This is a genomic window from Vibrio diabolicus (genome assembly GCF_011801455.1).
GTDB classification, from domain to species: Bacteria; Pseudomonadota; Gammaproteobacteria; order Enterobacterales; family Vibrionaceae; genus Vibrio; species Vibrio diabolicus.
In genome coordinates, this window is record NZ_CP042451.1 from 601,841 (window position 1) to 625,310 (window position 23,470).

18 protein-coding genes and 10 tRNA genes are annotated in these 23,470 nt (G+C 45.7%); 26 read left to right on the forward strand and 2 right to left on the reverse strand.

Annotated elements, in window-relative coordinates:
• The first annotated feature begins 60 nt into the window (after positions 1-60).
• The 25 genes from pncC to luxS all read left to right on the forward strand — a co-directional run bounded on the left by pncC (position 61) and on the right by luxS (position 19,505).
• Complete coding sequence (gene pncC, locus FR741_RS02940; RefSeq protein WP_104974807.1) at positions 61-543, forward strand: nicotinamide-nucleotide amidase; 483 nt, start codon at positions 61-63, stop codon at positions 541-543.
• A gap of 200 nt (positions 544-743) precedes the next feature.
• Positions 744-1,787 carry a recombinase RecA gene (gene recA / locus FR741_RS02945; protein WP_005393872.1) on the forward strand — a complete coding sequence of 348 codons (1,044 nt, stop codon included), beginning with the start codon at positions 744-746 and terminating at the stop codon, positions 1,785-1,787.
• A 128-nt stretch (positions 1,788-1,915) separates the two neighbouring features.
• Positions 1,916-2,383, forward strand: a complete 468-nt coding sequence (gene recX / locus FR741_RS02950) for a recombination regulator RecX (RefSeq protein ID WP_005393871.1) — start codon at positions 1,916-1,918, stop codon at positions 2,381-2,383.
• Between the two features lie 142 nt (positions 2,384-2,525).
• Positions 2,526-5,108: an alanine--tRNA ligase gene (alaS, locus tag FR741_RS02955; protein WP_109169448.1), complete on the forward strand. Its 2,583-nt coding sequence runs from the start codon at positions 2,526-2,528 to the stop codon at positions 5,106-5,108.
• Between the two features lie 212 nt (positions 5,109-5,320).
• A complete protein-coding gene (locus tag FR741_RS02960) occupies positions 5,321-6,508 on the forward strand; it encodes an aspartate kinase (RefSeq protein WP_167426242.1) in 1,188 nt (395 codons plus the stop codon).
• A gap of 92 nt (positions 6,509-6,600) precedes the next feature.
• Positions 6,601-6,798: a carbon storage regulator CsrA gene (csrA, locus tag FR741_RS02965; protein WP_004415691.1), complete on the forward strand. Its 198-nt coding sequence runs from the start codon at positions 6,601-6,603 to the stop codon at positions 6,796-6,798.
• A 334-nt stretch (positions 6,799-7,132) separates the two neighbouring features.
• Positions 7,133-7,224, forward strand: a tRNA-Ser gene (locus FR741_RS02970).
• 32 nt (positions 7,225-7,256) lie between these two features.
• Positions 7,257-7,333, forward strand: a tRNA-Arg gene (locus tag FR741_RS02975).
• A 29-nt stretch (positions 7,334-7,362) separates the two neighbouring features.
• A tRNA-Ser gene (locus tag FR741_RS02980) sits at positions 7,363-7,454 on the forward strand.
• A gap of 85 nt (positions 7,455-7,539) precedes the next feature.
• Positions 7,540-7,616 (forward strand) — tRNA-Arg (locus FR741_RS02985).
• A 55-nt stretch (positions 7,617-7,671) separates the two neighbouring features.
• Positions 7,672-7,748 (forward strand) — tRNA-Arg (locus tag FR741_RS02990).
• 52 nt (positions 7,749-7,800) lie between these two features.
• A tRNA-Arg gene (locus tag FR741_RS02995) sits at positions 7,801-7,877 on the forward strand.
• A gap of 52 nt (positions 7,878-7,929) precedes the next feature.
• Positions 7,930-8,006: transfer RNA gene (locus FR741_RS03000), tRNA-Arg, on the forward strand.
• Between the two features lie 53 nt (positions 8,007-8,059).
• A tRNA-Arg gene (locus tag FR741_RS03005) sits at positions 8,060-8,136 on the forward strand.
• 52 nt (positions 8,137-8,188) lie between these two features.
• Positions 8,189-8,265: transfer RNA gene (locus tag FR741_RS03010), tRNA-Arg, on the forward strand.
• A 53-nt stretch (positions 8,266-8,318) separates the two neighbouring features.
• A tRNA-Arg gene (locus FR741_RS03015) sits at positions 8,319-8,395 on the forward strand.
• A 556-nt stretch (positions 8,396-8,951) separates the two neighbouring features.
• Positions 8,952-9,209 (forward strand): oxaloacetate decarboxylase subunit gamma, encoded by a 258-nt coding sequence (locus tag FR741_RS03020; protein WP_005379932.1) that lies wholly within the window; start codon positions 8,952-8,954, stop codon positions 9,207-9,209.
• A 31-nt stretch (positions 9,210-9,240) separates the two neighbouring features.
• Positions 9,241-11,025, forward strand: coding sequence for a sodium-extruding oxaloacetate decarboxylase subunit alpha (gene oadA, locus FR741_RS03025; RefSeq protein WP_167426243.1), 1,785 nt, complete (start codon positions 9,241-9,243; stop codon positions 11,023-11,025).
• A 9-nt stretch (positions 11,026-11,034) separates the two neighbouring features.
• A complete protein-coding gene (locus FR741_RS03030; protein ID WP_005396706.1) occupies positions 11,035-12,165 on the forward strand; it encodes a sodium ion-translocating decarboxylase subunit beta in 1,131 nt (376 codons plus the stop codon).
• A 123-nt stretch (positions 12,166-12,288) separates the two neighbouring features.
• A complete protein-coding gene (locus FR741_RS03035; protein WP_167426244.1) occupies positions 12,289-13,239 on the forward strand; it encodes an NADP-dependent oxidoreductase in 951 nt (316 codons plus the stop codon).
• On the forward strand, positions 13,233-13,694 hold the full coding sequence (locus tag FR741_RS03040; RefSeq protein ID WP_005396704.1) for a YqaA family protein: 462 nt from the start codon (positions 13,233-13,235) through the stop codon (positions 13,692-13,694). Before FR741_RS03035 ends, FR741_RS03040 begins: the two co-directional genes overlap by 7 nt.
• Positions 13,695-13,703: 9 nt before the next feature.
• Positions 13,704-16,547: a M16 family metallopeptidase gene (locus tag FR741_RS03045; protein WP_167426245.1), complete on the forward strand. Its 2,844-nt coding sequence runs from the start codon at positions 13,704-13,706 to the stop codon at positions 16,545-16,547.
• Positions 16,548-16,703: 156 nt separating this feature from the next.
• The gene (gshA, locus tag FR741_RS03050) at positions 16,704-18,272 is read left to right on the forward strand and encodes a glutamate--cysteine ligase (RefSeq protein WP_167426246.1); all 1,569 of its coding nucleotides are present in this window, start codon (positions 16,704-16,706) and stop codon (positions 18,270-18,272) included.
• A 24-nt stretch (positions 18,273-18,296) separates the two neighbouring features.
• Complete coding sequence (locus FR741_RS03055; protein WP_170891673.1) at positions 18,297-18,902, forward strand: transglycosylase SLT domain-containing protein; 606 nt, start codon at positions 18,297-18,299, stop codon at positions 18,900-18,902.
• Between the two features lie 84 nt (positions 18,903-18,986).
• Positions 18,987-19,505 (forward strand): S-ribosylhomocysteine lyase, encoded by a 519-nt coding sequence (gene luxS / locus FR741_RS03060; RefSeq protein WP_005396698.1) that lies wholly within the window; start codon positions 18,987-18,989, stop codon positions 19,503-19,505.
• 114 nt (positions 19,506-19,619) lie between these two features.
• Here the strand turns inward: luxS and FR741_RS03065 are convergent, their stop codons facing one another.
• Both FR741_RS03065 and FR741_RS03070 read right to left on the reverse strand, forming a co-directional pair.
• Complete coding sequence (locus FR741_RS03065) at positions 19,620-20,888, reverse strand: HlyC/CorC family transporter (protein WP_005396696.1); 1,269 nt, start codon at positions 20,886-20,888, stop codon at positions 19,620-19,622.
• A gap of 124 nt (positions 20,889-21,012) precedes the next feature.
• Positions 21,013-21,807 carry a cytochrome C assembly family protein gene (locus tag FR741_RS03070; protein WP_167426247.1) on the reverse strand — a complete coding sequence of 265 codons (795 nt, stop codon included), beginning with the start codon at positions 21,805-21,807 and terminating at the stop codon, positions 21,013-21,015.
• A gap of 224 nt (positions 21,808-22,031) precedes the next feature.
• On the opposite strand from FR741_RS03070, the gene ffh reads away from it, so the two are divergent.
• The gene (ffh, locus tag FR741_RS03075) at positions 22,032-23,414 is read left to right on the forward strand and encodes a signal recognition particle protein (protein ID WP_005385423.1); all 1,383 of its coding nucleotides are present in this window, start codon (positions 22,032-22,034) and stop codon (positions 23,412-23,414) included.
• Positions 23,415-23,470 lie beyond the last annotated feature (56 nt).

Below are 23,470 nucleotides of genomic sequence, written 5' to 3' on the forward strand. Positions count from 1 at the left end.
GTAGCGGCTTAGGATACGTGAATCCCTATCAAGTAAAAAGAGACAAAGGGCATTTTGGCTATGGAAAAAACAACAAAATTGAGCGCAGATTTAGGCGCATTATTGGCAAAGTATGGTCATGTTTTAACAACGGCAGAATCGTGCACGGGTGGCGGTGTTGCGACCGCTATTACTGATATTGCAGGCAGCTCAGGTTGGTTAGATAGAGCTTTTGTCACTTACAGCAACGAAGCCAAAATGGAAATGCTGGGTGTGAGAGTGGAAACCTTAGAGGAACATGGTGCCGTGAGTGAGCCTGTTGTGCTTGAAATGGTGCAAGGTGCGCTTCAACACTCGAATGCCACTATTGGGGTTTCCATCAGTGGTGTTGCTGGACCGGGGGGAGGCACTGATGAAAAGCCGGTTGGAACCGTCTGCTTTGCTTTTGCGGATAAGCACGACTGGCTCTTTGTTGAGACCATGCATTTTTCTGGTGACAGGGCGGAAGTTCGTCAACAAGCGGTGATGCATGCATTGACTCGATTGCATCAACATTTAATTTAGAATTTCTTACACTGTCTTAGCCCAGAATTGATAAGGGCTAGAGCAAATCCTTAGAAGCAGTGAACTAAATTTTTTCTATACAGGTATAGACACTGTATGAATCAACAGTATAATAACTTTCATTGCTGAGCAGGTTAGCTGCTTAAGAAAAATGAATTACTATTCGTCGCCCAAAGAAGATGAATAAATCGGAGAAAGTAATGGACGAGAACAAACAGAAAGCGCTCGCCGCTGCGCTAGGTCAAATTGAAAAGCAATTCGGTAAAGGCTCTATCATGCGCCTTGGTGATAACCGAGCAATGGACGTAGAAACCATCTCAACAGGCTCTCTTTCTCTTGATATCGCTTTGGGTGCAGGTGGTCTGCCAATGGGTCGTATCGTAGAAGTCTACGGTCCAGAATCTTCAGGTAAAACAACACTAACGCTTGAGCTTATCGCTGCTGCGCAACGTGAAGGTAAAACTTGTGCGTTTATCGATGCAGAGCACGCTCTGGATCCTGTCTACGCGAAGAAACTTGGTGTTGATATCGATGCGCTCTTGGTTTCTCAGCCAGACACTGGTGAGCAAGCACTAGAGATTTGTGATGCACTAGCTCGCTCTGGCGCTATCGACGTAATGGTTGTTGACTCAGTTGCGGCGCTAACACCAAAAGCAGAAATTGAAGGCGAAATGGGCGACAGCCACATGGGTCTGCAAGCACGTATGCTTTCTCAAGCGATGCGTAAGCTAACAGGTAACCTAAAACAGTCTAACTGTATGTGTATCTTCATCAACCAAATCCGTATGAAGATTGGTGTGATGTTCGGTAACCCAGAAACGACCACGGGTGGTAACGCACTTAAATTCTACGCTTCTGTTCGTCTTGATATTCGTCGTACTGGCGCAATCAAAGAAGGTGACGAAGTCGTTGGTAACGAAACGCGCATCAAAGTAGTTAAGAACAAGATTGCTGCACCGTTTAAAGAAGCCAATACGCAAATCATGTACGGCCAAGGCTTTAACCGCGAAGGTGAACTAGTAGATCTAGGCGTGAAGCACAAACTGGTTGAAAAAGCTGGTGCTTGGTACAGCTACCAAGGCGATAAGATTGGTCAAGGTAAAGCGAACGCGTGCAACTACCTACGTGAGCATCCTGAAGTGGCTAAAACCATCGACACTAAATTGCGTGAAATGTTGTTAGCGCCAGCCCTTGCGGAAGCTCCTGAAGCAGGCGAGGCGCCTGAGCAAGCTGAAGAGTTTTAATCCCTTCACAGATTAAAAAGTGATAAAGCCCTGCAATGCGGGGCTTTGTTGTATCTATTGACATCAAAAATCGAATCATCACAAAGGCCATTGAGAGTCTGTACAGCAAAAATACCTTTAGGATCACCATGTACCAAAAGCGCCAGACACCAACATTATCGAGCAAAGAGGCGGCTATCCAACTGCTTAGCCGTCGCGATCATGGTCAGTATGAGCTGTACCAAAAACTGTCGATGAAAGGCTATGAAGCATCAGACATCGAAATCGCGATTAATTTTTGCTTAGACCATAACTATTTAGATGATTTACGTTATGCGAAGAGCCAAATTCGGCAGCATGTATACAAAGGACATGGAGAGCGTCGAATTCGCCAAGAGTTAAACCAGAAACGTGTTGCGGAATCGGTGATTGAGCAAGCCATGGCTGAAGAACCGCAAGACTGGTTTGAACTTGCTAAGCAGGCGGCAGAAAAGAAATTCAAAGGTGTCAAAGCCAAGGACCAAAAAGAATACGCGAAACAAGTCCGTTTTCTACAATACCGAGGCTACAGTTTCGACCAAATTAGCTATGCGCTTGCCTTTGAAGACCAAGATTAGCGTTGATCCAATTGCGCTGATTTTTGTTTTGCTTCAAATTTTTTCTTCTACTCTCTCTTTTCCTCAAGAAAACTAGTCTCAGCTGTTTGCATGATCTACAATACGGCAAAATTCTAACTCGACTATTTTCAGGAAGAGCTGCATGTACATGAGCACTGACGAGGTTCGTAACGCGTTCCTCAAGTTCTTTGAAAGCAAAGGACACCAAATCGTAGAAAGTTCATCGTTAGTTCCACATAACGACCCAACCCTGCTGTTCACAAACGCAGGTATGAACCAATTTAAAGATTGTTTCTTAGGCTTAGAAAAACGAGCCTATACTCGAGCGACTACGGCTCAACGTTGTGTACGTGCTGGTGGTAAACACAACGACCTGGAAAATGTTGGCTTTACCGCTCGTCACCACACATTCTTTGAAATGCTAGGTAACTTCAGCTTTGGTGACTACTTCAAAGAAGATGCGATTTCATTTGCTTGGGAATTCCTAACCGAAGTTCTTAAACTGCCTGCGGATCGTCTATTGGTAACCGTTTACGAAACCGATGACGAAGCATTCGACATTTGGAACAAAAAAGTTGGCGTGCCTGCTGATCGTATCGTGCGTATTGGTGACAAAGAAGGTGGCAAGCCTTACGAGTCTGATAACTTCTGGCAAATGGGCGACACTGGTCCTTGTGGTCCATGTACTGAAATCTTCTACGATCACGGTGAACACATCTGGGGTGGTCGTCCTGGCACGCCTGAAGAAGATGGTGACCGTTTCATCGAGATCTGGAACAACGTATTCATGCAGTTCAACCGTCACGCAGACGGCACTATGGAACCGCTACCAAAACCATCGGTAGATACTGGTATGGGTATCGAGCGTATCTCTGCAATCATGCAAGGCGTTCACTCAAACTACGAAATCGATGTATTCCAAACTCTTATCAAAGCAGCGGCTGAAGTCATTGGTTATGAAGATCTATCGAACCAATCGCTACGCGTTATTGCTGACCACATCCGTTCATGTTCATTCTTGATTGTTGATGGTGTGATGCCTTCAAACGAAGGTCGTGGTTACGTACTACGTCGTATCATTCGTCGTGCCGTACGTCATGGTAACAAGCTAGGTGCACAAGGTGCATTCTTCTATAAGCTTGTTGGCGTATTAGCAGAAGTAATGGGTACAGCAGGCGAAGAGCTGAAGCGTCAACAAGCAGTGGTTGAAAAAGTACTGCGTATCGAAGAAGAAAACTTCGGTCGTACACTTGAGCGAGGTATGGTAATTCTTAACGAAGCATTAGATAACCTAGATGGCAAAGTGCTAGACGGAGAAACGGTATTCAAGCTTTACGATACTTACGGCTTCCCAGCAGACCTCACTAACGACGTTGCACGTGAGCGTGAGTTCGCGATCGACGAAGAGGGTTTCGAAAAAGCGATGGAAGAGCAGCGTCAACGTGCGCGTGAAGCTGGTCAATTCGGTACAGATTATAACGCAGCAATCAAAGTTGATACGCAAACAGAATTCTGTGGTTACACAGGTACTAAAGGCTCTAGCTCTGTAGCCGCGATGTTTGTTGAAGGTAACGAAGTAGATTCGCTATCTGCGGGCGACAAAGCCATCATCGTACTTGGTGAAACGCCATTCTACGCAGAGTCAGGCGGTCAGTGTGGTGACGCTGGTGAAATCCGTACTGAGTCTGGTGTATTCCGCGTTGAGGACACTCAAAAACTCGGTAACGCAATTGCACACCACGGTGTAATGGCAGAAGGCGTTCTAGCGAAAGGCGACGAAGTAGCAACTATCGTTGACGCAGAGCGTCGAGCAGCTATCTCTCTAAACCACTCAGCAACGCACTTGCTACACGCAGCACTACGCCAAGTTTTAGGTGAGCACGTAACGCAGAAAGGCTCATTGGTGAAGGCAGACAACCTACGTTTCGACTTCTCGCATCTAGAAGCCGTAACCGCAGCAGAGTTGAAAGAAGTTGAGCGCCTAGTTAACGCGCAAATCCGTCGTAACCACACGATTGAAACCAACGTGATGGATATTGAGTCTGCTAAGAAGAAAGGCGCAATGGCACTGTTTGGTGAGAAGTACGATGACGAAGTTCGCGTGCTATCTATGGGCGATTTCTCTACTGAGCTTTGTGGTGGTATTCACGCATCAAGCACGGGTGATATTGGTCTATTCAAAATCACATCAGAAAGCGGTATTGCAGCCGGTATTCGTCGTATTGAAGCGGTAACAGGCGAGGCGGCATTAGACGCCATTGAAGCTCAAAATGCGAAGTACGAAGAGAAACTGGCAGAATCTGCACAGAAAGCAAAAGCACTAGAGAAAGAAGTGCAGAAGCTAAAAGATAAGATGGCAGCCGCAGAAAGCGCTAACATCATGGGCAAAGCGGTTGAAGTAAATGGCACAAAAGTTCTAGTTGCGGCCCTTGAAGGTGCTGATAGCAAGAACCTACGTACCATGGTTGATGACATCAAGAATCAAATGGGTTCTGGTGTTGTACTGCTTGCAAACGTAACGGGTGACAAGGTTGGCTTGATTGCTGGTGTGACTAAAGATCTCACTGGTAAAGTAAAAGCAGGTGATCTAGTTAAAATGGTTGCAGAGCAAGTCGGTGGTAAGGGCGGTGGTCGTCCAGACATGGCTCAAGCCGGTGGTACTGATGTTTCAGCACTACCAGAGGCAATCAAAACAGTTCAGCCTTGGCTAGAAGAGCGTTTATAAGCTCTTAACTAATAAAATTACGCTCAATCAAGTTTCTTTGATTGAGCGTAATTTTTTTTAGCAACCAAGTGGTTTAATTGACCAAAAGTTAACCGAGTCATTTAAGCTGCTTGGTTTTTGTTGTAACTACTGCTTATATAATTTTTCTCAAAGGAAATATTTAAGATGTAAGCAGTTCTAAAGAGACTTCGGTCTTGGGAAGGTGAAGACTGGTGAAAAAGCCCCTTATCGTGCAAAAGTTTGGCGGAACCTCTGTGGGTTCAATTGAAAGAATCCACCAAGTCGCTGAACACATCATTAAGGCGAAAAATGATGGCAATCAAGTTGTTGTTGTCGTGTCTGCAATGTCAGGCGAAACAAACAGACTGATGGATCTCGCTAAACAGATAGATAGCGTACCTACAGCTCGAGAACTTGATGTTTTGCTCTCTGCTGGTGAGCAAGTGTCAATGGCACTGTTAGCCATGACTTTGAATAAAATGGGTCATGCTGCGCGCTCGCTTACCGGAGCACAGGCGAATATTGTGACGGATAATCAACACAATGACGCAACGATTAAACACATTGATACCACGACAATTATGGGATTGCTTGAGCAAGACCAAATCGTGATTGTTGCGGGATTTCAAGGTGTGAATGAGAACGGGGATATCACCACATTAGGTCGAGGTGGCTCAGATACGAGCGCTGTGGCACTGGCGGGCGCATTGCGCGCTAACGAGTGTCAAATCTTTACCGACGTTGATGGTATTTATACTTGTGACCCACGTGTAGTGAAAAATGCGCGCAAATTGGCGGTTATCGATTTTCCTTCAATGGAAGCGATGGCAAGCCGAGGCGCAAAAGTATTACATTTACCTTCAGTGCAATTTGCATGGAAGAATAATGTGCCACTACGCGTGCTTTCGACATTTGATGTTAATGAAGGCAGTTTGGTAAAGGGGGAGTCAGGCAGTCAAGCCGTCTCTGGTATAGCCATTCAACGTGACCTTGCCATTATCGAAGTCGATAAAGAACATTTATCTAGTGCTACAAAACAATGTCAGATGTTGGGTATAGACATTTGGAATGTGATCGAGGAAGCAGAACGGGCAGGTATCATGATAAAACAAGATGCATGTGCCAAGTTCGATCTGGTGTTCAGCGACAAAATCCGTAATAGTGAAGTGGTAAGCCTGTTGACCGCAGTGGGGCTTGAGGCCAATGGAATGGTAGAGCACGCATGCGATTTGTTGGCAAAGCGAGATATTGAGATCAATTTCAGCGCAACGAATGCACTCACTATGATGCTAGTTTTAGCACCCGAATGTGTGGATACAGCAGCAAACATTCTGCATGATGCTTACATTACGTCTAGTGAAGCATTAAACATTCAACAAAAACATGCCTTTTTAGGCTGATTTTCGCTAACAAGGTAGTTTACGAAAATATAACTTTTGTTGGATAATAGCTTTGTAGCAAGAAAATTTAGAGATTACTCAAGGAGCAAAGAATGCTAATTTTGACTCGCCGCGTAGGCGAAACACTGATGATTGGTGATGAAGTGACTGTAACTGTACTAGGTGTGAAAGGTAACCAAGTACGTATCGGCGTTAACGCTCCGAAAGAGGTTTCAGTTCACCGTGAAGAAATCTACATGCGCATTCAAGCTGAAAAAGGCAATGGCAACGTTGCTTCAGGTAACTACTAAGTCGCTCCTGTTTACAGAGCTTAGTTTGAATGAAAAAGGCTAACCGAAGGGTTGGCCTTTTTAGTCTTTAATGTTTTTGAAGATTTGCGGAAACCATTGTGTTGAGTGTGGCGGTGAATCCGTCAATATTGTTGAATCGAACACCAGGAAGTCGTTTGAAAATAAATGTCTTTTTTTCAGAGAAGACTCTCTTTTTTTCATCATAATAGAGTGGTAAAGTTCGTTTAATAGTCACTTTGATTAAATCAGCAACGGTTAAGTCAGTTTCGTGGATTTTTTCAAAGAAAGTGTTTGACATATTTTCGGTAAAACGTAATATGTGCCTCCGCAAGACGGTGAGGTGGCCGAGAGGCTGAAGGCGCTCCCCTGCTAAGGGAGTATACGGTTTATCCCGTATCGAGGGTTCGAATCCCTCCCTCACCGCCATTCTTGCAACGTTGAGACATCAACAAGAAAGTGCGTCCTTAGCTCAGCTGGATAGAGTACCTGGCTACGAACCAGGCGGTCGGAGGTTCGAATCCTCCAGGACGCGCCATATCTCTTCTGAGATATAACAATGAAAACGGTGAGGTGGCCGAGAGGCTGAAGGCGCTCCCCTGCTAAGGGAGTATACGGTTTATCCCGTATCGAGGGTTCGAATCCCTCCTTCACCGCCATTCATTGACTGGCCCGATGGCCTTTTTTTTGTTTCGTAAGAAATGAATGTGATTTGCTTCACAACTTCCTAGCAAGAAGATCTGCGCGTCCTTAGCTCAGCTGGATAGAGTACCTGGCTACGAACCAGGCGGTCGGAGGTTCGAATCCTCCAGGACGCGCCACTATTTAATAATTCGTTTGATAAACGGGTTATACAAAGTAAAATAAGATTATTGCGCGTCCTTAGCTCAGCTGGATAGAGTACCTGGCTACGAACCAGGCGGTCGGAGGTTCGAATCCTCCAGGACGCGCCACTTATTAAAGGGTATTGCCCTGATATTGACGAAAGTTGATATCGAAAATTGCGCGTCCTTAGCTCAGCTGGATAGAGTACCTGGCTACGAACCAGGCGGTCGGAGGTTCGAATCCTCCAGGACGCGCCACTTATTAAAGGGTATTGCCCTGATATTGACGAAAGTTGATGTCGAAAACTGCGCGTCCTTAGCTCAGCTGGATAGAGTACCTGGCTACGAACCAGGCGGTCGGAGGTTCGAATCCTCCAGGACGCGCCACTTATTAAAGGGTAATGCCCTGATATTGATGAAAGTCGATATCGAAAACTTGCGCGTCCTTAGCTCAGCTGGATAGAGTACCTGGCTACGAACCAGGCGGTCGGAGGTTCGAATCCTCCAGGACGCGCCACTTATTGAAGGGTAATGCCCTGATGTTGACGAAAGTTGATATCGAAAACTGCGCGTCCTTAGCTCAGCTGGATAGAGTACCTGGCTACGAACCAGGCGGTCGGAGGTTCGAATCCTCCAGGACGCGCCACTTATTAAAGGGTAATGCCCTGATATTGATGAAAGTCGATATCGAAAACTTGCGCGTCCTTAGCTCAGCTGGATAGAGTACCTGGCTACGAACCAGGCGGTCGGAGGTTCGAATCCTCCAGGACGCGCCATTTACTGAAAAAGCCTCGCAATTGCGAGGCTTTTTTGTATCTGGACATCAGGAAATATAGCCTAGAGTTGTTAGAGGCGAGGTCCTTCTTTTCCAAAAGCGAATATGTGCTTATCTAAGCAATTTGGAATAAAGTTTCAGCTGTAGTTTGTGAATCCATCCTTACTATCTCTCCTGTATATTGATTTCCGTTTCTTTCACTTCAATTGTTCAAATGTAACTTCTTTGTTTTTTATTTGTTTATTAATTGTTATTTAATGACATCCTTTTGTTTTTATTAGTTTTTATGTGTAAATCTCGATTTGGTTTTGAAATCCAAATCGCAGTTTTTATTTATGTCCTCCTTTACTCTGTTCGTAAGGAGATAGCAGATTCGCAGTAATTATTTTGTCATGAACTGTGATCTGGGTAGTGAATAAATAATCATTTATCAGGATTATTACAAACCTTCCTTAAACAAAATTGACAAAATTTAACCAATCGAGATAATCCATTGGTCGGGATTTGACGCTATTAAAGTCCTGCACGTTGTCAGGATGACAAAGAAAGGAAGCAACATGACTAATATAGGAAGCCTGCTAGTAGATGCGGCCACCCTGATGCTAACGGGGATGGCGGTCGTATTTATTTTCCTCACTATTCTTGTTTATCTCGTTCGGCTAATGTCGAAATTGGTACCAGAAGAAGTACCAGAGCCGATCGCAGCACCAAAAACAAATACTAATATTCAATCAACCTCTTCAGCTGTTAGTCCACAAGTAGTGGCGGCGATCTCGGCTGCGATTCATAAACATCGCGCCTCATTCGCGAAGTAGCCGAACCAGGATTAAAAAGGAGTTTAAGAGCATGTCTAAACCACTAGCTATTACAGATGTGGTCCTTCGTGATGCCCATCAATCACTATTTGCTACGCGTATGCGTATTGAGGATATGCTGCCTATCGCAGCTGAGTTGGATAAGGTTGGTTACTGGTCTCTAGAGACTTGGGGTGGCGCAACGTTTGATTCTTGTATTCGATTCTTAGGGGAAGACCCTTGGGAGCGTTTACGTGAGCTGAAAAAAGCGATGCCTAATACGCCAATGCAAATGCTACTGCGTGGTCAAAACCTTTTAGGATACCGCCATTATGCCGACGACGTAGTAGAGAAGTTCGTTGAACGCGCACATGCTAACGGTATGGACGTATTCCGTATCTTTGATGCAATGAATGACGTGCGAAACTTCCAGAAGGCTGTTAAAGCAACGGTCGATGTTGGCGCACATGCTCAAGGTACGCTGTCTTACACAACAAGCCCTGTGCATAACGCAGACACTTGGGTTGACTTGGCAAAACGCCTAGAGGATTTAGGTTGTCATTCACTGTGTATTAAAGATATGTCTGGCTTACTCAAGCCTTATGAAGCGGAAGAGCTTATCACGCGTATCAAAGCGTCTTGTGATGTGCCATTAGCACTTCATTGTCACGCGACGACAGGCTTGTCTACTGCGACAGCGGTAAAAGCAGTTGAAGCTGGTATTGATATTCTCGATACAGCGATTTCTTCAATGAGTTGTACCTATGGCCACACGCCGACGGAAACGGTAGTCGCGATGCTAGAAGGAACCGAGCGAGATACGAATTTGAAGCTCGAGCAACTAGAACCTATCGCCGCGTATTTCCGTGAAGTACGTAAGAAGTACGCGAAGTGGGAAGGTCAGTTGAAAGGTGTAGACTCTCGCATCCTGATTGCTCAAGTGCCTGGCGGCATGCTGACCAACATGGAAGGCCAGCTGAAAGAACAGGGCGCGGCGGATCGCATTGATGAAGTCTTAGAAGAGATCCCTCGTGTACGCGAAGATCTTGGTTTCATTCCATTGGTGACTCCAACTTCGCAGATCGTCGGAACGCAAGCGGTGATTAACGTTCTTACTGGCGAACGCTATAAGAGCATTACTAAGGAAACCGCTGGTCTATTGAAAGGCGAATACGGTCAAGCGCCAGCCGAGTTAAATGCAGAGCTGCAAGCTAAAGTACTTGATGGCAAAGAGCCTATTACTTGTCGTCCTGCCGATTTGCTTGAGCCTGAAATGGAGACGCTTACTGTTGATCTAATGGAGAAAGCGAAATCAGAGGGTATTAAGCTAGCAAGTGAGCGTGTTGATGATGTACTTACTTATGCGCTTTTCCCTCAAGTTGGTCTCAAGTTCCTTAAGAATCGTGACAACCCAGAAGCATTTGAATCTGCACCAACGCTAGAAGCCGCGAAGCCTGCTGTACCTGCGGCGCAAACAGCAACTGGCAGCGTAGAAACTTATAGCGTACGTGTTGACGGACAGGTGTATGAGGTGGAAGTCGGTCCTCAAGGCGAGCTAACCTCTGTCGCTCCTTCTGCAGCGCCTGCAAAATCGACGGCACCTAGCGCACCTTCTAGTGCTTCTGCTGAAGCGGTGCCTGCTCCTCTTGCCGGTAACATCTTTAAAGTGAATGTTCAGCCTGGCGCTGAAGTGGCTGAAGGCGATGTACTACTCATCCTTGAAGCTATGAAGATGGAAACAGAAGTGCGTGCGGCGCGTGGTGGTGTGGTTCAAGAGTTGAACGTTAAAGAAGGCGATGCTGTCACAGTAGGTGCGCCTCTGCTGAGCCTGGCGTAAGGGAGTATCATGGACGGATTGTTAACCCTTTGGGCAGAAACAGGGATCGCTAACTTCGAGTTCGGCCAAATCTGTATGATGCTGGTTGGTTGTACCTTGCTGTTTTTGGCAATCAAAAAAGGCTTTGAGCCTTTACTGTTATTGCCGATTGGCTTTGGTGCTATCTTGGCGAATATTCCAAATGCTGGCTTTACTGAGCCTGGCGGCTTGCTCTACTACGTTTACTACATTGGGATTGAATCGGGTGTGTTCCCGTTGTTGATCTTCATGGGTGTGGGTGCGATGACCGACTTTGGTGCTTTGATCGCAAACCCAAAAACGTTGTGGCTAGGTGCGGCAGCTCAGTTTGGTATTTTTGCGACACTGTTTGGCGCTATTTTGCTCAACTATGTACCTGGCATGGAGTTCTCCATGGCGGATGCATCGTCTATCGCTATCATCGGTGGTGCGGATGGCCCAACGGCGATTTTCTTAGCAAGTAAGTTATCACCAGATTTGCTTGGTGCGATTGCTGTAGCCGCGTACAGCTACATGGCTTTAGTGCCAATCATTCAGCCGCCAATCATGAAGGCGCTAACCACTAAGGAAGAACGTGAGATTCAAATGGCGCAACTGCGTCACGTGGGTAAATGGGAAAAGGTATTGTTCCCGATGGCAGTATTACTCATGACGATTCTTTTCCTACCTTCAGCAACGCCTCTTGTCGGTATGTTCTGTCTTGGTAACTTAATGCGTGAAGCGGGTGTGGTCGATCGTCTATCGAAAACCGCACAAAATGAGCTGATCAACATCGTGACGATCTTCTTGGGCTTAGGGGTTGGCTCGAAGCTGCAAGCGGATCAATTCCTAAACTTAGAAACATTAGGCATTCTAGGTCTTGGTGCGGTTGCGTTTAGTATTGGTACGGGTGCTGGTGTACTAATGGCTAAGTTGCTGAACAAGTTCTCAAAAGAAGACATCAACCCACTTATCGGTGCGGCTGGCGTTTCTGCGGTACCAATGGCCGCGCGTGTGGTGAACAAGGTCGGCTTACAAGCTAACCCGCAAAACTTCTTGTTGATGCATGCGATGGGACCAAACGTTGCAGGTGTATTGGGCTCAGCAGTGGCCGCTGGTATCTTGCTAGCACTTGTCGGCTAGTCATTACCGAAAATGGAATGATCAACCAATTTACAAAATCACGATTAACTTCGGTTAACAAAATGGTTTATAGTCAAAGGGATGCTTTCGCATCCCTTTTTGTTTTCTTGCAGGGAATGGTTTATGGAACACAAACAGATCGTTATCACTGAATTTGGTGATGCCAACGTACTCGCGATTCAACATGCTTCTACACCATCACCACAGCCTGGTGAAGTCTTAGTAAAAGTCGCTTTTTCAGGCGTAAATCCTATTGATGTTAAAACTCGAGCCGGACTCGGTTGGGCAGCTGCGCAGAACAAGGATAATTTACCTTGGGTACCAGGTTACGACATATCAGGAAAAGTCGTGTCCAGTGGAGAGGGGGCGTCGCGTTTTAATGATGGTGATGAGGTGGCTGGATTTATCGGTTTCCCAGTCCGAGGCGGTGGGTACAGTCAGTACGTATGTGTTCCAGAAGCTGAGTTAAGTCATGTTCCCAGTTCAGTCACTTTAGAGGCTGCAGCAGCATTGCCGTTGGCAGGCCAAACTGCGGCACAAGCACTCAGCAAAGCCAATGTGACAGAAAACGATCGCGTACTTATCCTCGCAGGAGCCGGTGGAGTTGGACACCTCGCGGTACAAATCGCGGTCGCGACTAAAGCGGAAGTCTTTACAACCTGCAGTGAACGAAATTTAGACTACCTGGCTACCCTTGGCGCTCACGCAGTGAACTATCAATTTGCACCAGTGTCAGAACGTGTTGAAGACGTTGATGTTTTGATTGATTTAGTAGGTGGAGATGCCGCGTTAGATGCGCTTAAATGCCTGAAAGACGATGCGAGGGTCATCACCGTTCCAACCATCACAGCTGAGCTGATTTGTGAAAAAGCCAAACTCCTAGGCTTTGAGGCTAACGGCATGTTGGTTGAGCCAGATCCAGCGCAATTAGATACCTTGTTGTACATGGTTGGCGTTGGTTTACTGAAGACTGAAATTCAACAGGTTTATCCGATGAGTGATGTGATTGCTGCTCACCAGCAAGTTGAATCAGGAAGAACCAGAGGCAAGGTGTTGCTTGATATGACATGCTAGAAGCATTTAATACGAGCTTTGAAAGTCTAGCGCTTTGGTTTTCAGATTCAGCATTATGGGTGCTTTTCATGACCGGTTTTCTCAGTGCCACTTTGTTACCTGGTGGCTCTGAAGCGGGCTTAGTTGCCACTCTCTCATTAAATCAATATTCCGTTTCGTCAATTATTATGGTCGCCACTATCGGCAATACGCTTGGTGGCTTAACAAATTATTGGCTTGGCTTGTGGATTCCCAACAAAGCGCAAGAAGAAAAGCACGGTCATACCGCATTAAAGTGGCTGTCAAAGTATGGCTATTGGGGATTATTTTTTAGCTGGTTACCCGTGATTGGAGACCCGCTGTGTTTAGCCGCAGGGTGGCTGAGAATGAAGTTTCTGCCTTGCGTGATTTTAATATTTTTAGGAAAGGCTGCTAGGTATAGCTTGCTTGCGGCCATCTATCTCGGATTATTTTAAGGAAAGTACATGAAGATGTTTTGGGTTGGCGCGTGCTCACTGTTAGTGATCACGGGCTGTGTATCAAATACGCCAGTTTCATCACTGCCGGAAGGGGTAACTTTCGTCGAGTCATCGAAAGCGGAAGAAGGCAAAGTTAAGATTCCATACCAAAAGTATAAACTCGATAATGGCTTAACGGTGGTCTTAGCTCCTGAAGATTCCGACCCATTGGTCCATGTGGATGTGACTTACCATGTTGGTTCGGCTCGTGAAGAGGTGGGTAAGTCTGGTTTTGCGCATTTCTTTGAGCACATGATGTTCCAAGGTTCAGAGAACGTTGGTGACCAAGAGCACTTCAGAATCATCACAGAGGCTGGCGGTACGTTAAATGGTACGACAAACCGTGATCGTACTAACTACTTTGAAACTGTCCCTGCTAACCAGCTAGAGAAAATGCTGTGGTTAGAGTCTGACCGTATGGGCTTTTTGCTGGATGCGGTTTCTCAACGCAAATTTGAAATTCAGCGTTCTACTGTAAAAAATGAGCGAGCTCAGCGTTACGATAATCGTCCTTATGGCTTAATTTGGGAGCGCATGTCTGAAGCGCTATATCCTGAAGGTCATCCGTATTCGTGGCAAACCATTGGTTATGTTGAAGATCTTGACCGTGTTGATGTGAACGATCTCAAAGCGTTTTTCTTGCGTTGGTATGGCCCAAACAATGCGACTATCACGATCGGTGGTGACTTAGACGTTGAACAAACTCTTGAGTGGGTAAATAAGTACTTCGGTTCGATTCCTCGTGGGCCAGAGGTTGAAAATGCGCCGAAACAACCTGCAAAGCTGCAAGAAGACAAATACATCACGCTAGAAGATCGGATTCAACAACCGATGGTGATGATCGCGTGGCCAACAACTTACAACGGCGAAGAAAGCCAAGCGTCTCTCGATACGCTATCTGAAGTGCTAGGTGGCGGTACAAACAGCGTGCTCTACCAAGACTTAGTCAAGACTCAAAAAGCCGTCGATGCGGGCTCATTCCATGACTGTGCAGAACTGGCGTGTAACTTTTACGTTTATGCAATGGGTGATTCTGGGGACAAAGGCGACCTATCAAAACTGTACGACGAGCTTTTACAGTCACTCAATCAGTTTGCTGAAAAAGGCGTGACAGAAGATCGCCTTGAGCAGTTAAAGGGTAAGGCGGAAGCGGATGCTATCTTTGCATTAGAAAGCGTTAAAGGCAAAGTAACGCAGTTGGCTTCCAACGAGACATTTTTCGGCGATCCTGATCGTCTTGAGCAACAGCTTGAGCAGATCCGCGCAGTCACGCCTGCATCGGTAGAAAAAGCGTATACGGATTTTATCCAAGGTAAGAACAAAGTGACCCTAAGCGTGGTACCAAAAGGAAAAACTGACCTTGTCGTAAAACCAGCGACCTTTGTGACGCCAAAGCGTACGCTACCAGAATACGAGAAGATCACTGATGATCAATTGGCGTATCGTCGTGCGACCGATAACTTCGATCGCTCTGTGCAACCGCCTGTAGGGGAGCCAGTGAAAGCGACGATGCCTGAGTTGTACGAGCTTCATTTCAATAATGGCTCGGAATTGCTTGGTGCGGTTAGCGATGAAACACCAACGGTCATGATGCAGTTTAGTTTACCTGCGGGAACACGTTTTGTTGAAAAGGGCAAAGAAGGTCTTGCCCAATTGACTGCCGCGATGTTGCAAGAAGGCACAACGAAACGTAGTGTCGAAGAGATTCAAGCTGAGCTCGATAAACTAGGTAGTGTCATCTCAGTGAATGCAACGGGCTACACAACAAACATCAGCGTTTCTGCTTTAGAAAAGAACTTAGAGCCGACGTTGAAAATTGTCGAAGAGATGTTGCTGTCTCCTGCATTCAAGCAAGCAGACTTTGAGCGTGTGAAGATGCAAGCGCTAGAAGGTCTTGTGTATGAGCACCAAAACCCAAGCTGGATGGCATCACAAGCGAGTCGCCAAGTGCTCTATGGAGACTCTGTTTTTGCTCGACCAAAAGACGGCACGCAAGCAGGTGTTAGTGCACTAACGTTGGATGATGTCCGTGAATTCTACTCGAAGCATTACACGCCACAAAGTGCGCAAATCGTCGTTGTTGGTGACATTGACCAACAGGAAATTGAACAGCAACTGACGTTCTGGAAAAACTGGCAGGATGAAGCTGCGCCATTGTATGCACCGCAAAGCATCGCTGCATTAGGTGAGCAAAAGATCCATCTTGTTGATAAACCAGGTGCACCACAAAGTGTGGTCATGATGGTTCGTCAGGGTATGCCTTACGATGCAACGGGCGATTTTTACCTAAGCCAACTGGCAAACTTCAACTTAGCTGGAAACTTCAATAGCCGCATTAACCAAAACCTACGTGAAGACAAGGGTTACACATACGGCGCTTACGGCTACTTCTCTGGAAATCCAGAAACTGGCTCGGTTGTTTTCACCGCGCAAGTACGAGCGGATGCAACGGTTGCTTCTATCATTGAGATGGAAAATGAGCTAAATGAATACTCGCAGTCAGGAATTACTGATGAAGAGATGAAATTTATGCGTCAAGCGGTCGGTCAAAAAGATGCACTGAAGTATGAAACGCCAACACAAAAAGCGGAACTCATCAGTGATATTCTTAAGTACAACCTCGATCAAGATTACTTGCAGCAAAGAAACGCTATCGTAGAAAAAGTCGATAAGCAGACTTTGAATGCATTGGCTCAAAAGTGGTTTGATCCAAATGACTATCAAATTATCGTCGTTGGTGATGCTAAATCACTGCGTCCTCAATTAGAAAAGTTGGGGAAAGACGTAGAAGAGCTTGAAATCATTCGATAGAGTACACATTTAATAGCGGAGAAACGTTTCTCCGCTATTCATCTAGATAAGCGACTTTTCGTGGGTTATTTATCTAGATGCATTAAATATCAATAACTTAGCTTACGCTTGTCCTTTGTGATAAGTGTCCTGCTCCCAATATAAGCGAACCTCATTTTGACTGATTTTGCTGCGCGACTAAAAAAAGTTGCATCAAACCCCGAAGTATTTAAGCAGTTTGGACGCGGTGTTGAGCGAGAAACTTTGCGCTATCGTCAGGATGGACATCTAGCAACAACACCTCATCCAGAGGGGTTAGGCTCAGCGTTCACAAACCAATGGATCACGACTGATTTTTCTGAATCATTGTTAGAGTTCATTACTCCTGTGTCACATGAAATTCCAGAACTGATGGCACAACTGAAAGATATCCATCACTTCACGCAGACAAAAATGGGTGAAGAAAAGATGTGGCCTCTTTCTATGCCATGTTATGTTGGCTCGGAAGAGGATATTCAGCTTGCTCAGTACGGCTCTTCGAATGCAGCAAAAATGAAAACCCTGTACCGAGAAGGCCTAAAACGCCGCTATGGCAGCCTGATGCAAATCATTTCAGGTGTGCATTTTAACTTCTCGTTCCCTGAGACATTTTGGGATGCGCTATACGGCGAGCAAGATGAACAAGCCCGCCAAGATGCTAAGTCTGATGCCTACTTTGCGCTGATCCGTAACTATTACCGTTTTGGTTGGATGATTCCGTATTTCTTCGGTGCATCGCCAGCGTTATGCGGCTCTTTTATTCAAGGTCGTGAAACCGATCTGCCATTCGAGAAAATTGGCGGCACTTTGTATTTGCCGAAATCGACGTCTTTGCGTTTGAGCGATCTGGGCTACACCAATAGTGCGCAAAGTGTACTGAAAATTGGCTTTAACAGCATTGATCAGTATCTGGATGGTTTGAGCGATGCGATTCGTCACCCATCAGAAGAGTTTGCGAAAATAGGCGTCAAAGTGGACGGTGAATACCGCCAGCTTAATTCCAATATTTTACAAATTGAGAACGAGCTATACGCTCCAATTCGCCCGAAACGCGTGTCGAAAAGTGGTGAGAAGCCTTCAGATGCGTTACGACGCGGTGGGGTTGAGTACATTGAAGTTCGCTCTCTAGACGTTAACCCATTCAGCGCAGTGGGGGTGGATGAAGAGCAAGTACGATTCCTTGATCTCTTCCTGACTTGGGCGGCCTTGTCAGACTCGGATCCAATGGACAACTGTGAATTAGAGTGTTGGCGCGACAACTGGAACAAAGTCATTGTTTCTGGTCGTGAAAAAGGGCTAATGCTTCAAATTGGTTGTCAAGGTGAACGTCTATCTCTGCAAGATTGGGCGCATCGAGTGTTTGTCGAGCTGCGTCAGATAGCACAGCAAATGGATATGGCTGCTGGTGGCAGTGCATACCAAGATGTGTGTAATAAACTCGAGACATGGATTGATAACCCAGAACTAACGATTTCAGGTCAACTATTAGAGCTGACGAAAGAGCTTGGTGGGTTAGGTAAAGTCGGCTGTGCGCTTGGCATGAAGTACCGCGAGGAAAATCTAGCTCACGGTTATCAGTACTACTCGCAAGATACGATGGAAACGGAAGTGGCGTCGTCAGTAGAAAAGCAAAAGCAAGCGGAACAAAGTGACACGCTATCTTTTGATGATTTTTTGGAAGATTACTTTGCTTATCTGAAGCAGTAGTGAATAGGTAAAGGTTGGGTGGGATTGAACATTAAACCGTTAGTAGTATCGGTACTCGGAAGCATGTTACTTGCAGGTTGTGCCACGGCACCGCCAAAGCAGCAGAATAATTTATGTGAGATATTTCGAGAGAAATCCGGCTGGTATGATGATGCCAAAGATATGGAAGAAAAGTGGGGAACCCCCATTCATGTCGCTATGGCTATCATTAAACAAGAAAGCAGCTTTCGGCACGATGCGAAACCACCCAAAGACTATTTATTGGGATTTATCCCTTGGGGACGAGTCAGCAGTGCGTATGGTTACGCTCAAGCTCAAGATCCTGCTTGGGAAGATTTCCAAGATGCGACGGGTCAGGGCGGTTCTCGTACCAACTTTGATGATTCAATGATGTTTGTCGGTTGGTATACTCACGAAACGAGGCGCCAACTAGGGATTTCGTTATGGGACCCATACAGTCAATATCTGGCTTATCATGAAGGTCGAGGTGGGTACAAGCGAGGTACTTATAAGCGAAAGCCCAGCTTGCTCAAAGTCGCTCGACGTGTTGAACAAACTGCAAAAACTTATGGCTGGCAGCTGAAGCAATGTCGTCAGGAATTGGAAGACAACAGCAGCTGGTTCTTTTAACCTACAGCCTGTTTATGTGCTGTAGGGATGAATGACATTTATCCAGTACCGAGAGGTATTGGAGTTACAATCAGGAGAGATGTAATGCCTTTACTCGATAGTTTTACCGTGGACCACACTCGCATGAATGCACCGGCAGTGCGAGTGGCGAAGACCATGCAGACCCCAAAAGGGGACACGATTACTGTCTTCGATTTACGCTTTACCGCGCCAAACAAAGACATCCTTTCTGAAAAAGGTATTCATACACTAGAGCACCTTTATGCAGGCTTTATGCGCAATCATCTAAACAGCGATTCTGTTGAGATCATCGATATTTCGCCTATGGGTTGCCGCACGGGCTTTTACATGAGCCTGATTGGCACTCCATCAGAGCAGCAAGTAGCGGATGCTTGGATTGCGGCCATGGAAGACGTACTAAAGGTAGAAAGCCAGAACAAGATCCCTGAACTCAACGAATACCAATGTGGCACGGCAGCGATGCACTCTTTAGAAGAAGCACAACAGATCGCAAAGAGCATTTTGGATGCTGGTGTATCGGTGAACAAAAATGATGAACTTGCTTTGCCTGAATCGATGCTAAAAGAGCTGCGCATCGACTAGTTGCTAAAAACTTATCAAGAAGCATATTTATCCAGAACTAAAAAGAGCCTGACATGATCAGGCTCTTTTATTTTTTATCGTTGAGTTTTTCTCATCGTGAGTTGTAGATAGAGGCTATTTTTTCTTTTTAGGATAAACACGAACGAGCTTGATGCGGTTTTCTTCAATCTCAACAAGCTCCATTGGATGACCAGCCACTCTCACGCTTAAATGGCTCTCTGGAATATCTTCCAGGTGCTCCAAAATAAGACCGTTTAACGTTCTTGGGCCATCCGTTGGTAAATCCCATTTCAGGCCTTTGTTGATATCTCGGATATTGGTGCTGCCTTCAATGAGGAAGCTTCCGTCACCTTGAGGACTGATTTCATCAGAAAGGCTTGGAGAAATCGAGGTCGTGAATTCGCCAATGATCTCTTCCAGAATATCTTCCAATGTCACCAAGCCAATAATGTCGCCATATTCATCAACAATCAGACCAATACGCTGTTTGTTGCGTTGGAACTTTAACATTTGCACGTTCAGTGGCGTACCTTCCGGGATGTAATAGACTTCATCCGCAGCACGTAATAGCGTCTCTTTATTGAACTCGTTTTTTTCCAGCATCAGGCGGTAAGCTTCACGCAGGCGCAGCATGCCAACCACTTCATCAATTTGGTCACGATAAAAAACAATGCGTCCATGTGGTGAGTGGGTAAGCTGACGAACGATGGATTTCCAGTCATCATTAATATCGATACCGGTAATCTCATTGCGTGGCACCATGATGTCGTTCACAGTGACGTGCTCAAGATCCAAAATAGATACCAACATGTCTTGGTGTCGGCGAGGGATCAATCCGCCAGCTTCGTTTACTACGGTACGCAGCTCATCGGAACTAAGATGGTCTTCTACTGAGTGATCGGCTTTTACGCCAAGTAAACGAATAAAGCCATTCGTAATAAAGTTAACGAGCATCACCAAAGGCGATAGTAACTTCATCAATATGGTCAGTAGGATACTGCTCGCGTAAGACACGCGTTCAGGGTACAGCGCTGCAATTGTTTTTGGGGTAACTTCAGCAAAAACCAATACAACCATAGTCAGTGCACCGGTTGCGATAGCGACACCTAAATCACCATACAAACGCATACCAATAATGGTCGCGATGGCGGACGCGAGAATATTAACGAGGTTGTTGCCGATAAGAATAAGACCAATCAAACGATCTGGACGGTCTAATAGCCTTTCGACTCGCTTAGCGCCTTTATGCCCATTTTTGGCTAAGTGCTTTAAGCGATAACGGTTCAGAGACATCATCCCTGTTTCTGAGCCGGAAAAGTAACCTGATATGACGATAAGACACGCGAGTAGCGCAAACAAGATACCCGTAGAGATGTCGTCCAAAACGTTGCTGTTCCTTGTAAGTATTGGGTTATATAACGGTTGAGTAAGTCCGTTAAGTCAAAGGGTTAAGGCGTACTGTATTTTATCTAGCCTAAAATATAAAGGATAGGAGCCCTAGAGCTCCTTAATTCAAGATGATTTCTTTCACAAAGCGACTGCCAAAATACGCCAGAGTTAACAGCGTTGCCCCTGCGACAGCGAACCAAGTAACTTTTCTACCACGCCAACCTTTTTGATAATGACCCCAAAGCAGTATTGAGTACACAACCCAAGCGATGAAAGAAAGAATTCCTTTATGCGCTTTACCTTGAGCAAACATATCCTGCACAAAGACAAAGCCAGTAATGAGCGTGCCAGTTAACAATAAATTACCGATCAAAATAATTTTGAATAGCTGACGCTCTACCATTAATAAAGGCGGCAGGTTTGGGTTAATCGCCAAAGATTTTTTTGTTTTCAGTTTGTGATCCAACCAAGCCAGCTGAAGTGCGTAGAGTGCACCGATAGTTAAAGTTGCGTATGAGAACAGCGCAAAAGAAATGTGAATGAGTAGCTTAGGGTCATTCTCTAGGTGCTTGATAAACGTGCTTGGCAAAAATGTGGCAGCAGATAAATTGATGGCAGCAAAGCTATAAACGACAGGCAATAAAAACCACAACCGATTTTTCAACATAGCAAGGCTCATGACCAGAGAAATTATAAAACTGATCAAAGAGGCTACGTTGAGAATACTAAGGTTTTGACCTGCACCATCAAAAATCAGATCACTCAAAATCCACGCATGAAAAACAAGCGCACAGGCAGCACTAGCAAACACTGTTTTTGCTTTGATTCCTGACTGCTGTGAGAGTCCGGGTATGATGGTCGCAATCGCCAAAACATAAAGTATGGCGGCCGCGATGGCTATTAAGCTATCCATGAATCCTAAATATTATTGTGCACAATGAGGAAATTATACCTTGCATTACACTTTGGGGCTACGTTATATCCGACATCAATCGTGAGAGATGAGATATTGAAATTAATAAGTTACCGCACCATATAGAAATAGAGACAAGAATAGAGCAGCGGTACGGGTATGACTCAGACCTTGGCTAATGTATACTCACACTAATTAATCGCCATTTTAGCGAAGAGACAAAGATGTTTGAGAATTTAACGGATCGATTATCCAAAACGCTGAAAAATATCAGTGGCAAAGGTCGTCTGACCGAAGACAACATTAAAGAGACCCTACGTGAAGTACGAATGGCCTTACTTGAAGCTGACGTTGCGCTTCCGGTTGTTCGTGAATTTGTTAACCGCGTTAAAGAAAAAGCGGTAGGTGTAGAAGTTTCTAAATCTCTGACTCCAGGTCAGGAATTTATCAAGATCGTTCAAACAGAACTTGAAGCCGTAATGGGTGAGTCGAATGAGGCGCTAAACCTTGCCGCTCAACCACCTGCAGTGCTTCTTATGGCGGGTCTACAAGGTGCGGGTAAAACCACATCGGTAGGTAAGCTATCTAAGCTTTTAAAAGAACGTGACAAGAAGAAAGTCTTGGTTGTGTCTGCCGACGTTTACCGCCCTGCGGCAATCAAGCAGCTTGAAACGCTGGCATCAGACATCGGTGTTGACTTCTTCCCATCATCACCAGACCAGAAGCCTATTGATATCGCCAATGCAGCGATTGACCATGCGAAGAAAAAATTCTACGACGTATTGATTGTCGATACCGCAGGTCGCTTGGCGATTGATGAAGAGATGATGGGGGAGATCAAAGATCTTCACGCAGCTATCAACCCAGTAGAAACGCTATTTGTTGTTGACGCTATGACGGGTCAAGACGCAGCAAATACAGCAAAAGCCTTTGGCGATGCGCTACCTCTTACCGGTGTGGTTCTAACTAAGGTTGATGGTGATGCTCGTGGTGGTGCGGCACTGTCAGTACGCCATGTAACGGGCAAACCAATCAAATTCTTGGGTGTCGGTGAAAAAACTGACGCGCTAGAACCGTTCCATCCAGATCGTGTTGCTTCACGTATTCTTGGTATGGGTGACGTTCTGTCTTTAATTGAAGACCTACAACGCAACGTTGACCAAGAAAAAGCAGAAAAGCTGGCGAAGAAGTTCAAAGAGAAGAAAGGTTTCGACCTTGAAGATTTCCGTGAACAGCTAGGCCAGATGCAAAACATGGGCGGCATGATGGGCATGATGGATAAGCTTCCTGGCATGTCTCAGCTACCAGACAATGTGAAAGACAAAGTCGATGACAAGATGTTCAAACAGATGGAAGCGATCATCAGCTCCATGACAATGAAAGAACGTCAACGCCCAGAGATTATCAAAGGCTCGCGCAAGAAGCGTATTGCGGCTGGTTCTGGTGTGCAGGTTCAAGACGTAAACCGCTTACTAAAACAGTTCACCCAAATGCAGAAGATGATGAAAAAGATGCAAAAAGGTGGCATGAAAGGCATGATGCGCAACATGCAAGGCATGATGGGCGGCATGGGTGGAGGCGGTGGTTTCAACCCATTTGGTCGTTAATTAATCGATCACGCATAGATTCAGGGTGTTAGGTACGTCACAAACTTTAAATTCAA

Bases quoted from the DNA above. Each gene is read 5' to 3' on its own strand.
- pncC (WP_104974807.1), top strand. From the start codon at position 61: ATGGAAAAAACAACAAAATTGAGCGCAGATTTAGGCGCATTATTGGCA.
- recA (WP_005393872.1), top strand. From the start codon at position 744: ATGGACGAGAACAAACAGAAAGCGCTCGCCGCTGCGCTAGGTCAAATT.
- recX (WP_005393871.1), top strand. From the start codon at position 1,916: ATGTACCAAAAGCGCCAGACACCAACATTATCGAGCAAAGAGGCGGCT.
- alaS (WP_109169448.1), top strand. From the start codon at position 2,526: ATGTACATGAGCACTGACGAGGTTCGTAACGCGTTCCTCAAGTTCTTT.
- csrA (WP_004415691.1), top strand. From the start codon at position 6,601: ATGCTAATTTTGACTCGCCGCGTAGGCGAAACACTGATGATTGGTGAT.
- FR741_RS03020 (WP_005379932.1), top strand. From the start codon at position 8,952: ATGACTAATATAGGAAGCCTGCTAGTAGATGCGGCCACCCTGATGCTA.
- oadA (WP_167426243.1), top strand. From the start codon at position 9,241: ATGTCTAAACCACTAGCTATTACAGATGTGGTCCTTCGTGATGCCCAT.
- FR741_RS03030 (WP_005396706.1), top strand. From the start codon at position 11,035: ATGGACGGATTGTTAACCCTTTGGGCAGAAACAGGGATCGCTAACTTC.
- FR741_RS03035 (WP_167426244.1), top strand. From the start codon at position 12,289: ATGGAACACAAACAGATCGTTATCACTGAATTTGGTGATGCCAACGTA.
- FR741_RS03040 (WP_005396704.1), top strand. From the start codon at position 13,233: ATGCTAGAAGCATTTAATACGAGCTTTGAAAGTCTAGCGCTTTGGTTT.
- FR741_RS03045 (WP_167426245.1), top strand. From the start codon at position 13,704: ATGAAGATGTTTTGGGTTGGCGCGTGCTCACTGTTAGTGATCACGGGC.
- luxS (WP_005396698.1), top strand. From the start codon at position 18,987: ATGCCTTTACTCGATAGTTTTACCGTGGACCACACTCGCATGAATGCA.
- FR741_RS03070 (WP_167426247.1), bottom strand. From the start codon at position 21,807: ATGGATAGCTTAATAGCCATCGCGGCCGCCATACTTTATGTTTTGGCG.
- ffh (WP_005385423.1), top strand. From the start codon at position 22,032: ATGTTTGAGAATTTAACGGATCGATTATCCAAAACGCTGAAAAATATC.